This is a genomic window from Methylobacillus sp. DLP286 (genome assembly GCF_056636515.1).
Map to the genome: position 1 here is coordinate 2,203,602 of NZ_CM153145.1, position 13,570 is coordinate 2,217,171.

Below are 13,570 nucleotides of genomic sequence, written 5' to 3' on the forward strand. Positions count from 1 at the left end.
CAAGCGCTTATGCTTTTTGTCGATTTTGGGAATCAGCAGTGGAGTGAACATGACGGCGCATGCGGCAGGTTTTGCCCTGATTGAGCAAAGCGCTTCCGGGTTCGGCAATGCCTATGCGGGCATGGCTGCCCGAGCAGACGACGCCAGCATCCAATTCTTCAACCCGGCCAGCCTTTCATGGCTGCCTGCAGGCAGGCAGATCGTGTTGGGCGGCAGCGCCATTCTCCCTAGCGCCAAGCTCAGTAATACCAACTCAAGCTATATTGACCCTACTGGGCCCCAAACTCCAATTTCCGGCAACAATGGCGGTAACGCCGCGTCCCTGGAGCTAGTACCTAATTTCTATTTCGCCAGCGACCTGAGCACTGACCTGAAGTTTGGTTTGGGGATTACGGTGCCTTATGGGCTGACCTCGGAATACGACAACGGCTGGAAAGGCCGCTACCAAGCTTTGAAATCCGAATTGATAACCGTCAATGTCAACCCGGCCCTTTCATTCAAGCCGTCAGAGAAATGGTCGATTGGCGGCGGCATCAGCCTGCAATACGTCAAGGCTGAGCTCACGAATGCAATAGATTCAAGCGCGCTGTGCTTAGGCAGTCCGTTAAATGGATTAGGGGTATGTTCGCCCAGTGGCTTGAGTCAAGCCGGTAATGCAGCCGTCGACAGTTATAGCAAAATGAAGGGCGATGACATCAGCTTGGGTTTCAACCTAGGCGTGATTTACAAACCATGGGAAAACATCACTTTGGGAGCCAGTTACCGTTCCCATATCAAACACAAGTTGGAGGGCGAGGCGAGCTTTAGACGTTCCGCCGCAATCAACCAAGTCGCACAACTTGCCTCACGTCTGAGTAACTCGGATATTACTGCCAACCTTTCCATGCCCGAAACCGTCTCGTTCAGCCTGGCACAACAATTAAACGACAAAGTGGAATTGCTGGCCGATGTCACCTGGACTAACTGGAGCCGCTTCAAAGAATTGCGCATCCAATTTGACAGCGCGCTGGATGACAATGTCACTACCACCAAGTGGAACGACAGCTACCGGATTTCGCTAGGCGGTAACTACCGCTATAACGACCAGCTCACCCTACGCGCAGGCGTTGCATATGATCAGACCCCGGTCTCCAACTCCAGCCACCGCACCCCGCGCATTCCGGATGCCGACCGCACCTGGTTCGCGGTTGGCGCAAGCTGGAAGCTGGATTCCTTCAATACCATCGATGTCGGCTACGCCTATCTACGCATGAAGGACTCCAGCATGGAGAACAGTAGCGAGGGGGCTGTGCGCCACAACATCCAAGGAGAATTCTCCTCCAAAGTCAACATATTGAGCGCACAGTGGAGCCACTCATTCTGACCATAGGCCGTGAGCTAATCGCTAAAATTATTGCTAGCTAAACTTCTCCGGCAATGGGCTAGTGGACCAGTCCTGCATCGCCTGCTTGCCGGGGCGGTCGACCGTGACTTCGGCATTGTCGGTAGCAGTCACCCAGCTCACCGGAATGTAGTGGTGCTGGCCGTTTTCATCCTTCTGCAGCTTGATCTGGTTGCTGCCTTCCATATGGTCCACCGTGGCGAACTTGCCGCCCTGGGAACAGATGACCGGCATACCGGGCAAGATTCCATGGGAAAGACTCATGATATTGCTCCTTGCAAAATGAGCTTACAGCTTACGGGTGCGCCACGCCTGGCTGGATAGGCAATGCTCTGAAAACCCTGTCAGAATTACCTAAACAGCGGCTAATAAAACCTAACAAAACATTGGGTAAAGCAAGCAACCCCAATCCGTCTGGTCAAGCCCTGGATCATGACCGGCTCAGCTCCGCACAATCAGCACATCGCAAGCGACGCTATCCAGTATGCGGATGGCGACGCTGCCCAACAATACGCCTAGCAGCCCGCTGCGGCCGCGGGTTGCAGCGACAACCAGGTCCACTTTTTTGTCCTGCACATATTTCTCCAGCAGCAGGTCTGGTTCGCCATATTCCACTACCACTTCGATGCTGACGGCAGCCGCGTCGCCCGCCACGTCGCGGATAAAGTCACGGCAGTTCTGGATGGCGTCGCTGCGTAGCTCGCTCTCATACGCCACCCGGTCATCCATGCGGCTGGCGAAATGGGCGAAGGAGGCGTGGAACACCACCAGGTTTTCCGGCCCGAACAAGTCCACAGCGCGGGCAAGCGCCGCACGGGACAACTCGGAAAGGTCGGTTGCCACGACGATCTTGCCGTAAGGCTTGCGCAGGCGTTTCTTCACTACCAGCACCGGCACCTTGGAATGGCGCGCCAACTCCGTCACGGTATCCCCAAGCAGCGCCTTCTCGAAGGCCCCGTCACGCTTGACTCCGGTGAGGATCAGCTCGGCCTGCACCTCCTCGGCTACATTCAATACCACCGCGCTCGGTTTGCCTTTCGGCACGCGGACGGTGATGCCGGGCAGGCCGGTCGCATCCAGCTCATCCTCCAGCTCGGCCTGGATCGCCAGGGCGGCATCTTGCGGCTGGCGCCAGCCAGGCTCGTCTGCGATCGGTTCTATCTGCTCAAAGGCATGCACCACCGTCAGCGGAGCATGCCATTCCCGCGAAAGCTGCACCGCGCGGTCCAGCGCACGGTCGCAACGCGCGCCGAGATCGGTAGCCAACAACAACTGGCGTGGCCGTTTGGTCTTGAATTCTGTCGTCACCAGGGTTTCCTTCCTTAAGATTCTGCCAGCACATTGGTTTTGCCGCGTTTTCGCATCAACATTTTCTCGAATTCCAACACCAGCATGAAGACAATACCGATCAATATGATCACGAGACCGTCTTTCCAGTCAATCGGCGCGCTAGCGAACAAGGCGTGCAAGGGGGCGGCATAGGTGAAGGCCAACTGCGCCACGATCACCACGGCAAGCGCGATCAGCAGTATCGGCGTGCCGACCAGCCCGCGCCAGCTGAACGACCGGGCATTGAGGTAGCGCACATTAAACAAGTAGAAGATTTCCAGCACCACCAGGGTATTCACCACCATGGTGCGTGCCACTTCCTCGCCAAGTTCGCGCCGCATGGCATATTCGAAAATAATGAAAACGCCCATGGTGAACAAGACCGAGACAAAACCCACGCGCCAGAGCAGGAAAGGGGAAAGCAGGGCGGCATTGCGCGGGCGCGGCGGACGCTCCATGACGTCGGGCTCGGAAGGCTCGAACGCCAGCACCAGCCCCAGCGTCACCGTCAGCACCATGTTGATCCAGAGAATCTGTGCCGGCGTCATGGGCAAGGACATGCCCAGCAGCAGCGCTACCACCACCGCCAGCGCCTCGCCGCCGTTGGTCGGCAATGTCCAGGCGATCACCTTGCGCACGTTGTCGTAGACCGTGCGTCCGGCATGCACCGCAGAGACGATGGTGGCGAAATTGTCGTCCGCCAGCACCATTTCCGAGGCCTGCTTGGCCGCCTCCGTGCCTTTCTTGCCCATGGCGATGCCCACGTCGGCCTGCTTGAGGGAGGGCGCATCGTTGACGCCGTCTCCTGTCATGGCGACCACCTCGCCCTGTTGCTGCAAGGCCTTGACGATGCGCAGCTTGTGCTCGGGCGTGGTGCGCGCAAACACGCTGGTTTTCGCCAGCACGGCGCTCAATTCCTCATCCGGCACCTTGTCAAGGTCGGCCCCGGTCATGACGCCCGGCTCGTCCGCCAGGTGCAGCTGCTTGGCGATCGCTTGCGCCGTGGCGGCGTGGTCGCCCGTGATCATCTTGACCTTGACACCGGCGGAACGGCAGCTGGCTATGGCATCGAGCACCTCTTCTCGCGGCGGATCGATGAAGCCCATGACGCCCAGCAGTTCCAGATTGCCCTCCACGTCCTTGAATTCGAGATGCTGCTTGCCGTCCTCGCAGCGCTTGGCGGCAAAGCCCAGTACGCGCTCGCCATGCTGTGCCGCCTCGCTGATGCGCTCCGCCCAGTACTCGTGGTCAGGCTGCCCGCACCTTTCCAGCACGCTTTCCGGCGCGCCCTTGATGAACATCCAGGTGCCGTGTTCCTCATGATGGTGCAGCGTCGCCATGAACTTGTGCTTACTGTCGAAAGGCACCTCGTCCAGCCGCTTCCAGGCGTTGCGCTCCTGCTGGATATCCTTGCCTGCCTTCATCGCCAGCGCCACCAGCGCGCCTTCCATCGGGTCGCCCAGGACATGCCATTGCCCGGACTCTTCCTCCAGCTTGGCATCGTTGCAAAGCAGGCCTGCCCGCACCAGGCCCTCCCACTCATGGTCTGGCGCACCGTCCTGCGGCTTGATCTCGCCCTCGGGCACATACCCCGTGCCTTCGACCAGATAATGCGCCTTGCCTGCCACCAGGCGCCTGACTGTCATTTCGTTGCGCGTGAGGGTGCCCGTCTTGTCGGAGCAGATCACCGAGGTGGCGCCCAGCGTCTCCACCGCAGGCAGGCGGCGGATAATGGCGTTGTGCCTCGCCATGCGCTGCACGCCGATCGCAAGCGTGATGGTAATCACGGCAGGCAGGCCTTCGGGCACCAGCCCGACCGAGATCGCCACCACCACCATGAATCCGTCGATCCAGCTGTAGTTTTGCACCAGCTTGGCAAACGCGAGCAACGCCACGGCCAGGCTGAGAGCGAACCATGTGAACAGGCGCCCGAAATGGTTGATTTGCTGCAAGAGGGGCGTCTCAAGGGTTTCCACCTTGGAAATCATGCTGCTGATGCGCCCGATTTCCGTCGCGCTGCCCGTTTCCACAATCACGGCACGGCCCTGGCCCGCCGCCACGATGGTGCCGGAATACAACATGCAATGGCGGTCCCCCAGGTCGGCGTCCTCTGCCACGGCTTGCTCCTGCTTCTGGCTCGGGACCGATTCGCCGGTCAGGATGGCCTCCTCGCTGGAAAGCTGCCGCGCCTTGAGCAAACGCGCGTCCGCAGGCACGCTGTCGCCCGCCTCGAGCACGATCACGTCCCCGGGCACCAGGTCGGCCACGTCCAGGTGCTGGCGGTGTCCATCACGCAATACCGTGACATGCGGCACCATCATGTTGCGTATGGCATCCAGCGCCTGTTCGGCCTTGCCCTCCTGGATGTACCCGACAATCGCGTTGATCAGCACCACGGCGAGTATCACTGCCGAATCGACGGCATGCTCAAGAAAGAATGCAATCACCGCCGCGGACAACATGAAATAGATCAAGGCATTGTTGAACTGCGACAGGAAGCGCATGACGGGATGCTGCCGTCGCGGGGCAGGCAATTCATTGCGCCCGTGCTCCTGCAACCGCTTTTCGGCCTCGCTGCTGCTCAGGCCCTCTGGGCTGGACTGCACGCGCTCAAGCACCTCGCTCGACTTGAGCGCATGCCATGGCGGTGCGGCAACTGCATCATTCTGGCTGGATTGCGGCATGGGCAATGGCCTTTCAGTGGTCGATGTCTTTTTATTCTAAAAGGCTTTGCCGCGATCAGGCAAAACCATTTTTCTAATATGGCTTAATCAAGTGCGTCTATTGCTTTCCATATATTTCCTCCGGAATCCACAATGATGCGCGTCACCCGGCATCCCGATCTGCCCGTTGCAACCCAACCCTCTTCTTTCAGGAGTGATTAGGCTAGAATAGGCCTCTTGAATTAAGAGCTTCTAACAAAACCCGGCGCAGTGATTCTGGCTAGGCGCTCTGCCACAGACAGTACAACGAGTACGGCAAGGCAGAGCAACGACGACAGAAGGGTTTTGTCAGCGGCTCTAACATCGGCCCGTCCAGTCATTTGCCTGTTCGAGCCCGTTTATCCATCTGACAGGATTCCGCCATGGAAACAATCAACCTCATGCCTCCCAGCGTACTCACCTTTGCCGCTACCGACCCGAGCAGCGGCGCAGGCCTGCAGGCAGATCTCTTGGCATTGGCCAGCATCGGCTGCCACCCCTTGTCTGTCGTCACGGCGGTCACCGTACAGGATACGGTAGGAGTGGAAAATGTCGTCCCCCTGGACGCGGAACTCATCAACGAACAAGCGCGCACCATCCTGGAAGATATGCAGATATCGGCCTTCAAGCTCGGCATGCTGGGCAGCGTGGAAAATATCGCCGTGATTGCCGAGATCGTTGCGGACTACCCCGATGTGCCGTTGCTGATAGACCCGATCCTGTCTTCGGGCCGTGGCGACGAGTTGGCCAACGAAGCCATGCAGGAGGCGATGATAGATTTGCTGTTCCCGCAAGCGACGCTGCTCACGCCGAACAGCCTGGAAGCACGGCGGCTGGCATTCACCGGGGACTTTACCGACGAAAGCGAACATGCCTCTATCGAAGAGGTGGCGGAGCGCCTGCTGGCGCTCGGGCCTGAATATGTCCTGATTACCGGCACGCACGAACGCTCGCCGCAAGTCGTCAACAATCTTTACGGCTCGCAGAAGCTATTGCGCTCCTATCCTTGCGAGCGCCTGCCGGGAAGCTACCACGGCTCCGGCTGCACGCTGGCCTCGGCGATCGCCGCCTGCCTGGCGCACGGGCTGGGCATGGAGGAAGCCATCGCGGAGGCGCAAGAATATACCTGGCACTCGCTGCGCCACGCCTTCCGTCCCGGCATGGGGCAATACATCCCCGACCGCTTGTTCTGGGCACGCGAAGAATCCGATGACGCGGAATAACCTCCCGGCAATCCACGGACTGTATGCCATCACCCCGGATGAAACCGACACGCCCAGGCTGCTGACCATCTGCGAGGCTGCCCTCGCCGGAGGAGCCGGGGTGCTGCAATACCGCAACAAGCGAGTTTCCGGCGAACAGGCCCACGCCCAGGCCAGCGCGCTCCTGGCCTTGTGCCGCCGTTTCCAGGTGCCCCTCATCATCAATGATGACGTCCAGCTTGCCGCCAGGCTGGATGCGGACGGCGTGCACCTGGGCATAGACGACGGCGATATTGCCGCCGCACGGGCGGCATTGGGCCAACGCAAGATCATCGGCGCCTCCTGCTACAACAACCTCGGCCTAGCCCGGCAGGCCGCCGGCCTGGGCGCGGATTACGTCGCCTTCGGCGCATGTTTTCCTTCCTCCACCAAGCCAAACGCGCCACGCGCCGACCTCGCCTTGTTCGCCAAGGCGCGTGAACTCGGTTTGCCAGTCGTTGCCATAGGGGGCATCAATCTGGAGAATGCCGCCAGCATCATCAGCGCAGGCGCCGATGCCGTCGCCGTGATCGGGGCATTGTGGAACGCTCCCGACATCAAGACACAAGCCAGTCAATTCAACCAACTTTTCAGTTAGAGCCAGGCCATGAGCAGAAACCAGCAATTATTCGAACAATCCCAAACCCTGATCCCGGGCGGCGTGAACTCGCCGGTGCGCGCCTTCGGCTCGGTAGGCGGCACGCCGGTGTTCTTCAAGCGCGGCCTTGGTTCCCGCTTGTGGGACGAAGACGGCAAGGAATACATCGACTACGTTGGCTCCTGGGGCCCGATGATCCTCGGCCATGCCCAACCTGACGTGGTTGCCGTGGTGCAGGCCGCCGCCGCCAACAGCCTGTCCTTCGGCGCGCCGACCGCGCTGGAGCTGGAAATGGCGCAACTGATCACGCAGCTTGTCCCCAGCATGGAGCAAGTGCGGCTGGTCAGCTCGGGGACGGAAGCCACCATGAGCGCCATCAGACTGGCGCGCGGCTTCACCAGCCGCAGCAAGATTCTCAAGTTCGAGGGCTGCTACCACGGCCATGCCGACTCCCTGTTGGTCAAGGCAGGTTCGGGAGCGCTCACTTTCGGCCAGCCCAGCTCTGCCGGCGTGCCGCCCGAGCTGGCTGCCCATACATTGACCTTGCCCTACAACGATGTGCAGGCGCTGGTGCAGTTGTTCGAGGAGCTAGGCAAAGAGATCGCCTGCGTCATCCTCGAGCCGGTGGCAGGCAACATGAACCTGGTGCGACCTACGCCGGAATTTCTGGCCGCATTGCGCTCGCTCTGCACCCAATCCGGCACTCTATTGATTTTCGACGAGGTCATGACCGGCTTCCGTGTCGCCTTGGGCGGCGCACAACAATTGTTCGGCATCAAGCCCGACCTCACCACGCTCGGCAAGGTGATCGGCGGCGGCCTGCCGGTGGGTGCCTTCGGCGGCCGTGCCGACGTCATGGCCTTCCTCGCGCCCCTGGGGCCGGTGTACCAGGCAGGCACCTTGTCCGGCAACCCGGTCGCCGTTGCCGCCGGCCTGGCGACATTGAAGCAATTGCAGCGGCCCGGCTTTCATGAAGCGCTTTCCGCGAAAACACGCCAACTCACCGACGGCCTGGCCCAGGCGGCACGCGATGCCGGCGTCACGTTCAGTGCACAAAGCGTCGGCGGCATGTTCGGCGTCTATTTCAGCGCCGAATGCCCCGCCAGCTTCGCCGAGGTGATGCAGGCGGACAAACACGCATTCAACCGCTTCTTCCACGGCATGCTGGAAGAGGGCGTTTACCTGGCGCCATCCGCTTTCGAAGCCGGTTTTGTCTCGATCGCACACAGCGAGGCGGATATCAACCAGACCATTGCCGCAGCGGAAAGCGTATTCAGCCGTATCAACGCCCAATGACCAACCGGCCGCGCATCTATATCACGGGTGCGTCATGTGCCGGCGTCACGACGCTGGGCGCTACGCTTGCACGGCAGTTAGGGCTGCCGCATATCGATGTGGACCAGTTCTACTGGCTGCCCACCGACCCGCCTTTTTCGCTCAAACGCCCTCCGCAAGAGCGCGTCAGCCTGATCCGCGACGCATTGGGCGAGGATGGCTGGATCCTGGCCGGCTCGTTCGATGGCTGGGGCGACGCCCTGATCGAGCATGCCAGCCTGATCGTGTTTGTGGTCACGCCCCATGCGGTGCGCATGGACAGGCTAAGAAAGCGTGAAAAACAACGTCATGGAGAACGCATAGCGCCGGGCGGCGACATGTACGAGGCGCACCTTGCGTTTGCCGAATGGGCATCTCAGTACGAATCGCCCGGACCCGGCCATACCGGGCGAAATTTGGCGCGACATGAAAACTGGCTTGCACAGCAGTCATTGCCGGTCCTGCGCCTGGACGGCACCGACCATCCCGACCGCCTGGCGGCACAAGTCGTTTCCGCCTTGCCTGGGCATGAGCTCCATTAATAGCCCTTGCCTCGCTTATGCCATTAGAATAAAGCCTTGATTGACAGGATCAGCCGTAATGACTTCACTGAAAAATGACGTTTTCCTCCGCGCACTGCAACGCCAGCGTACGCCTTACACCCCGGTCTGGATGATGCGCCAGGCAGGGCGCTACCTGCCGGAGTACCGCGAAACGCGCAAAAAAGCAGGCAGCTTCATGGACCTGTGCAAGAACACGGACCTGGCGACCGAAGTCACCCTGCAGCCGCTGGACCGATTCCCGCTCGATGCCGCCATCTTATTCTCGGATATCCTCACCATTCCCGATGCAATGGGCTTGGGGCTGTATTTCGAGGAAGGCGAGGGCCCCAAGTTCGAGCGCACATTGCTCGAGGAAAGCGACATCCGCAAGCTTGCCGTGCCGGACATCGGCAGCGAGCTCCGCTATGTCACCGACGCCGTGAGCCAGATCCGCCGTGCGCTTGATGGCCGCGTGCCCTTGATCGGTTTTTCCGGCAGCCCCTGGACATTGGCGACTTATATGGTGGAAGGCCGCGGCGGCACCGATTTCCTCACCATCAAGCAGATGGCCTACGCCCGGCCGGACCTGCTGCACCATATCTTGTCGGTAACGGCCCAGGCCGTCACCGACTACCTCAATGCGCAGATTGCCGCCGGCGCACAGGCCGTGATGATATTCGACTCGTGGGGCGGGGCGCTTTCCCACCATGCCTACCAGGAGTTCTCGCTGCAGTACATGAAGCAGATCGTCAGCGGGTTGACCAAGGAAAACGAAGGCCGCGCCGTGCCCAGTATCGTATTCACCAAGGGCGGAGGGCTCTGGCTCGAATCCCAGGCGGAAACCGGCGCGGACGCACTGGGGCTGGATTGGACGGTCTCCCTGGGCGAAGCGCGCAAGCGCGTGGGCGGCAAGGTCGCCCTGCAAGGCAACATGGACCCCGCCATCCTGCTTTCCACCCCTGCAGCAGTGGAAAAGGAAGCCGCACGCATTCTCGCCGATTACGGCATAGGCAGCGGCCATGTCTTCAACCTCGGCCACGGCATCACGCAATTCACCCCGCCCGAGAATGCGGAGGCCATGATCAAGGCGGTGCATGCCATCAGCAGCAAATACCACCTGTAAGAGCCCATTAATACCCCATGGCCGCGATTGACAAAAAATGACATTCGCGGCCGCCATCTCCCGCAATATGGGAGTAAGATGAACTATTAACGCGTTTCGTTTGTCACGACTTCATAACAACAAGGAGATAAGCAAATGGGTTTGATTTCATTCATCAAGGACGCCGGCGAAAAGCTGTTTGGCACCCACCCCGCCGTCGAGTCAAAAACCGAAAATCCGGTAGCTTCCGCCAATGCCGAGGCCAGCAAGGCCATACTCAACTACATCCACAAAATGGAGCTTGACGCAGACGGCCTGCAGGTGGATTTCGACGGCGCCACGGGCAAGGTCACGGTCAGCGGCACTGCGGCCACCCAGGAGATCAAGGAAAAGATTCTGCTCTGTTGCGGCAACATCAACGGCGTCAGCGATGTCGTGGACAACCTCAAGGTCACTGCGGCAGAAACCGCCCCCGTGTTCTACACCGTGGTACGCGGCGATACCTTGTCCAAGATTGCCAAGGAGCACTACGGCAACGCCAATGCCTACATGAAGATTTTCGAGGCGAACAAGCCCATGCTGAACCATCCCGATAAAATCTATCCGGGCCAGACCCTACGTATCCCCCAATAACATCAACAGGAGATTCAGATGAAATTACTATCAACGTCCGTCCTTGCCATTTTCCTTGCCAGCCTGGCGCTGGGAGGTTGCAGCAACAAGGAAGAAGAGAATGTTGAAGCTGCCGCTGCGGAAGCCGTAGAGCAAGCCCAGGAGCATGCGGAACACGCTGCCGACAGGGCCGAGGAAGCGGTCGACGACGCAAAGGACGCTGCTGAAGACGCTATCGAGAAGGCGCGCGAAGCCGCTGCCGAGCATCAGGAAGAACATTCCGCCGAGCACTAACTCCTATCAATACCCGGGCCTACGCCCGGGTATCTTCCTACCGATTTCTCACTTGGCACCTGCCTAATCAAAAAGCGGAGCGGATCAATCCGCCCTCTGCACGTATAGTGGCGCCGTTAATCACGGCGGCTCGCTCGCTGCAGACAAATGCCACGATGTCGCCTATTTCCGCCGGGTCGATCAACCTGCCGATCAACGAAGTAGGGCGGTTTTCACTGATGAATTTCTTTTCCGCTTCCTCCAGGCTGATGCCTGGATAAATATCCTGGATGAATTTCTCCACGCCCTCAGTACGGGTGGGGCCGGGCAGTACGGCATTCACCGTCACCGCCGTCTGTTTGGTCAACTCCGCCAGTGAGCGCGAAATCCCGAGCTGCATGGTCTTGGTGGCGCTGTAATGCGCCATTTCAGGGGCAGGCGTGACGCCGGACTCGCTCGAGATGAACACAATGCGCCCGGCCTTGTTTTCCAGCATCTTGCCAAGGTAGTGCCTGGCCAGCCTGACGCCGCTCATGATGTTCACTTCAAACAAATGCTGCCAGGCGGCATCCGTCTCGTCGAAAAAGCCGACCGCTTCGTAGATACCCAGGTTGTTCACCAGGATATCGACTTCCGGGAATTGCGCTAGCGTCGCCTGTGTGCCTTCCAGCGTGCCGTTATCCGCCGCCAGCCCCAGCATATCAGCTTGCGGCACATCCTGCCGCACCTGGCTGATCGCCTTGTCCACACTGGCCTGGCTGCGCCCGTTGATGATGACCCGCGCCCCTTCCCTTGCCAGCGATTTCGCTATCTCCAGGCCGATCCCGGCGGAGGATGCGGTCACGAGCGCCAACTTATTTTCCAGGTTGAGTTGCATGGTGACTCCTATCGATCAATGAATAGGGTCAAGTATGCGCTCCATACACCGGCTTGATAAGCAGCAGGCATGGGAATGACAAAAGCGCCATTCAACTTGGTACTAAGCCATTCAATTTGCTGTCAGAAATTGATAACGCCTCGGCAGGAGTCCTACATCAAGATCAGCCTGATTCCGATACGGTGGCGATATTCCAATGGTTAAGCTTGCTTTCATCCAAGCTCAACATCAAGAAAGGATAACAACATGAAGCTCGCCAATCTATTCAGCACTATTTCCCTCCTCACCGTCAGTACTCTGCTGGTCAGCACCCCCGCCATGGCGGATAAAGAATTCGTCGGACGTATCGACGCGCGCCCAGCAGGCAACCTAGGTATCTGGACCATCAGCGGTCAACAGGTGGAAGTCACCGAGAAGACCGATATCGATCCCGATCAAGGCCCGTTGGTGGTAGGCGCCTGTGTCGAGGTGGAGCATGACAAGGGCGTGGTATCCGAGATCGAAACCGTCAAGCCTGAAAAATGCGGCAAGAACTAAACACTGCGTTGCCGCAGCAGCTCGCGTTCAAGGTTGGCGAAGTATTCAGCCTGGTCCGCCTGTCCCAGGCTAAGGTGAAAGGCGTGAAGGTTTTTGGCAGCCAGGAAGCTGCCCCTGCCGACTACTGTGCTGTTGAGGGTGGAGTTGTCGCCGATTTCCAGGCATCTTTCCCAGCTTGAGGCGATCATTGGCAGCAGGGCCTCGGCTTGCGAAGGATCGGCAATTGCCCAGTCCAGCAGGACGTCGCCGAGCGCAAAGAAGAAGTCGGGAGAATGCTGCCAATGCGGCATCTCCGCTTCAGCCAAGTCGACAGCCTGACTGAAACGGCCTGCCTTCTTCAGGCTGAACAGGCTGCGCACCACCAGGTCGTGCCGCCAGGCGGCATTGGCTCCGGTACGCAGCAACGCCTTCTCGTAAAACGGCACCGCCTCGGCAAAATGCGCGTAGATTTCCAGTTCCTTGCCTAGCTGGTAATTGAGGTAGGCATCCTCCGGGTTCGATGCCAGTTCCAACCGCAGCAAAGCCTCGTTGCGCCCCTGCTTGGCCGCCTTGTTCTGCTCCAAATAGCCGTCATGTCCGACGACCAGAGCCAGTTGCCGTCTCGGCATGCCGGGACAGACCGGCTGTTCGTGAATACGCCCGGCATAGCGCACGTGGCGCGGCAGGATGCGGGATATCCACACGCTGGCAACCTGTAGCCCCCCGTCCACCTCGGCCTCATCGTCACGGCGCAATATGCCGATCACCTCCTCGTTGCAATGCCGTAATGCGGCCAATGCCTCACCGCCGGAGATAATCCACTCATCCGCGTCCAGCACCAGGTTCCAATCAGCGCTGGATAATTCCAACGCCGCGTTCCTGGCAGCGGCAAAATCATCGCACCAGATAAACGGATGCACTTTGGCGCCCAGCGACTCGGCAATGGTGACGGTCTCATCCTGCGAGCCGGTATCGAGCACGATCATCTCATCCACCCATGGCTGGGCGCTTAGCAGGCAGCGCGCTATCGAGTGTGCCTCGTTGCGGGCGATCATCACCAGAGCTATGCGCTTGCTGGACACG

14 protein-coding genes are annotated in these 13,570 nt (G+C 59.6%); 9 read left to right on the forward strand and 5 right to left on the reverse strand.

The features are described from left to right. Positions 1–49: 49 nt before the first annotated feature. Positions 50–1,363 (forward strand): OmpP1/FadL family transporter, encoded by a 1,314-nt coding sequence (locus tag ACWXTG_RS10455; RefSeq protein ID WP_480219859.1) that lies wholly within the window; start codon positions 50–52, stop codon positions 1,361–1,363. Between the two features lie 33 nt (positions 1,364–1,396). Here the strand turns inward: ACWXTG_RS10455 and ACWXTG_RS10460 are convergent, their stop codons facing one another. The 3 genes from ACWXTG_RS10460 to ACWXTG_RS10470 all read right to left on the reverse strand — a co-directional run bounded on the left by ACWXTG_RS10460 (position 1,397) and on the right by ACWXTG_RS10470 (position 5,394). Further along, positions 1,397–1,645 (reverse strand): DUF2171 domain-containing protein, encoded by a 249-nt coding sequence (locus ACWXTG_RS10460; RefSeq protein WP_480219860.1) that lies wholly within the window; start codon positions 1,643–1,645, stop codon positions 1,397–1,399. A gap of 177 nt (positions 1,646–1,822) precedes the next feature. Further along, entirely contained in the window at positions 1,823–2,689 is an 867-nt protein-coding gene (locus tag ACWXTG_RS10465) for a universal stress protein (RefSeq protein ID WP_480219861.1), read from the reverse strand. A gap of 14 nt (positions 2,690–2,703) precedes the next feature. Beyond that, complete coding sequence (locus tag ACWXTG_RS10470) at positions 2,704–5,394, reverse strand: cation-translocating P-type ATPase (protein ID WP_480219862.1); 2,691 nt, start codon at positions 5,392–5,394, stop codon at positions 2,704–2,706. Positions 5,395–5,795: 401 nt separating this feature from the next. On the opposite strand from ACWXTG_RS10470, the gene thiD reads away from it, so the two are divergent. From thiD to ACWXTG_RS10505, 7 genes are all read left to right on the forward strand, one after another. Further along, positions 5,796–6,635 (forward strand): bifunctional hydroxymethylpyrimidine kinase/phosphomethylpyrimidine kinase, encoded by an 840-nt coding sequence (gene thiD, locus ACWXTG_RS10475; protein ID WP_405029510.1) that lies wholly within the window; start codon positions 5,796–5,798, stop codon positions 6,633–6,635. Continuing rightward, positions 6,622–7,251 (forward strand): thiamine phosphate synthase, encoded by a 630-nt coding sequence (thiE, locus tag ACWXTG_RS10480; RefSeq protein WP_480219863.1) that lies wholly within the window; start codon positions 6,622–6,624, stop codon positions 7,249–7,251. The genes thiD and thiE overlap by 14 nt, the downstream gene beginning before the upstream one ends. A 9-nt stretch (positions 7,252–7,260) precedes the next feature. Continuing rightward, positions 7,261–8,547, forward strand: coding sequence for a glutamate-1-semialdehyde 2,1-aminomutase (gene hemL / locus ACWXTG_RS10485; RefSeq protein ID WP_480219864.1), 1,287 nt, complete (start codon positions 7,261–7,263; stop codon positions 8,545–8,547). After that, positions 8,544–9,107, forward strand: a complete 564-nt coding sequence (locus tag ACWXTG_RS10490) for an ATP-binding protein (protein WP_480219865.1) — start codon at positions 8,544–8,546, stop codon at positions 9,105–9,107. Before hemL ends, ACWXTG_RS10490 begins: the two co-directional genes overlap by 4 nt. Positions 9,108–9,165: 58 nt before the next feature. Further along, positions 9,166–10,230, forward strand: a complete 1,065-nt coding sequence (hemE, locus tag ACWXTG_RS10495; RefSeq protein WP_480219866.1) for a uroporphyrinogen decarboxylase — start codon at positions 9,166–9,168, stop codon at positions 10,228–10,230. Positions 10,231–10,365: 135 nt separating this feature from the next. After that, positions 10,366–10,842, forward strand: a complete 477-nt coding sequence (gene lysM / locus ACWXTG_RS10500; RefSeq protein ID WP_309565922.1) for a peptidoglycan-binding protein LysM — start codon at positions 10,366–10,368, stop codon at positions 10,840–10,842. Positions 10,843–10,860: 18 nt separating this feature from the next. After that, positions 10,861–11,115 (forward strand): hypothetical protein, encoded by a 255-nt coding sequence (locus ACWXTG_RS10505; protein WP_309565923.1) that lies wholly within the window; start codon positions 10,861–10,863, stop codon positions 11,113–11,115. A 67-nt stretch (positions 11,116–11,182) separates the two neighbouring features. On the opposite strand, the gene ACWXTG_RS10510 is transcribed toward ACWXTG_RS10505, so the two are convergent. Beyond that, positions 11,183–11,971, reverse strand: a complete 789-nt coding sequence (locus tag ACWXTG_RS10510; protein WP_480219867.1) for an SDR family NAD(P)-dependent oxidoreductase — start codon at positions 11,969–11,971, stop codon at positions 11,183–11,185. Positions 11,972–12,217: 246 nt separating this feature from the next. Here ACWXTG_RS10510 and ACWXTG_RS10515 point away from each other — a divergent pair, with 246 nt between their 5' ends. Continuing rightward, positions 12,218–12,508, forward strand: a complete 291-nt coding sequence (locus ACWXTG_RS10515) for a DUF5666 domain-containing protein (protein WP_457136858.1) — start codon at positions 12,218–12,220, stop codon at positions 12,506–12,508. Here the strand turns inward: ACWXTG_RS10515 and ACWXTG_RS10520 are convergent. Further along, positions 12,505–13,569, reverse strand: a complete 1,065-nt coding sequence (locus tag ACWXTG_RS10520) for a glycosyltransferase family 2 protein (protein WP_480219868.1) — start codon at positions 13,567–13,569, stop codon at positions 12,505–12,507. The two genes, ACWXTG_RS10515 and ACWXTG_RS10520, sit on opposite strands and share 4 nt — an antisense overlap. Position 13,570: the final 1 nt, after the last annotated feature.

What these genes read in the sequence shown, in the direction of transcription:
- ACWXTG_RS10455 (WP_480219859.1), top strand. Translation starts at nt 50, where the DNA reads ATGACGGCGCATGCGGCAGGTTTTGCCCTGATTGAGCAAAGCGCTTCC.
- ACWXTG_RS10460 (WP_480219860.1), bottom strand. Translation starts at nt 1,645, where the DNA reads ATGAGTCTTTCCCATGGAATCTTGCCCGGTATGCCGGTCATCTGTTCC.
- ACWXTG_RS10470 (WP_480219862.1), bottom strand. Translation starts at nt 5,394, where the DNA reads ATGCCGCAATCCAGCCAGAATGATGCAGTTGCCGCACCGCCATGGCAT.
- thiD (WP_405029510.1), top strand. Translation starts at nt 5,796, where the DNA reads ATGGAAACAATCAACCTCATGCCTCCCAGCGTACTCACCTTTGCCGCT.
- thiE (WP_480219863.1), top strand. Translation starts at nt 6,622, where the DNA reads ATGACGCGGAATAACCTCCCGGCAATCCACGGACTGTATGCCATCACC.
- hemL (WP_480219864.1), top strand. Translation starts at nt 7,261, where the DNA reads ATGAGCAGAAACCAGCAATTATTCGAACAATCCCAAACCCTGATCCCG.
- ACWXTG_RS10490 (WP_480219865.1), top strand. Translation starts at nt 8,544, where the DNA reads ATGACCAACCGGCCGCGCATCTATATCACGGGTGCGTCATGTGCCGGC.
- hemE (WP_480219866.1), top strand. Translation starts at nt 9,166, where the DNA reads ATGACTTCACTGAAAAATGACGTTTTCCTCCGCGCACTGCAACGCCAG.
- lysM (WP_309565922.1), top strand. Translation starts at nt 10,366, where the DNA reads ATGGGTTTGATTTCATTCATCAAGGACGCCGGCGAAAAGCTGTTTGGC.
- ACWXTG_RS10505 (WP_309565923.1), top strand. Translation starts at nt 10,861, where the DNA reads ATGAAATTACTATCAACGTCCGTCCTTGCCATTTTCCTTGCCAGCCTG.
- ACWXTG_RS10510 (WP_480219867.1), bottom strand. Translation starts at nt 11,971, where the DNA reads ATGCAACTCAACCTGGAAAATAAGTTGGCGCTCGTGACCGCATCCTCC.
- ACWXTG_RS10515 (WP_457136858.1), top strand. Translation starts at nt 12,218, where the DNA reads ATGAAGCTCGCCAATCTATTCAGCACTATTTCCCTCCTCACCGTCAGT.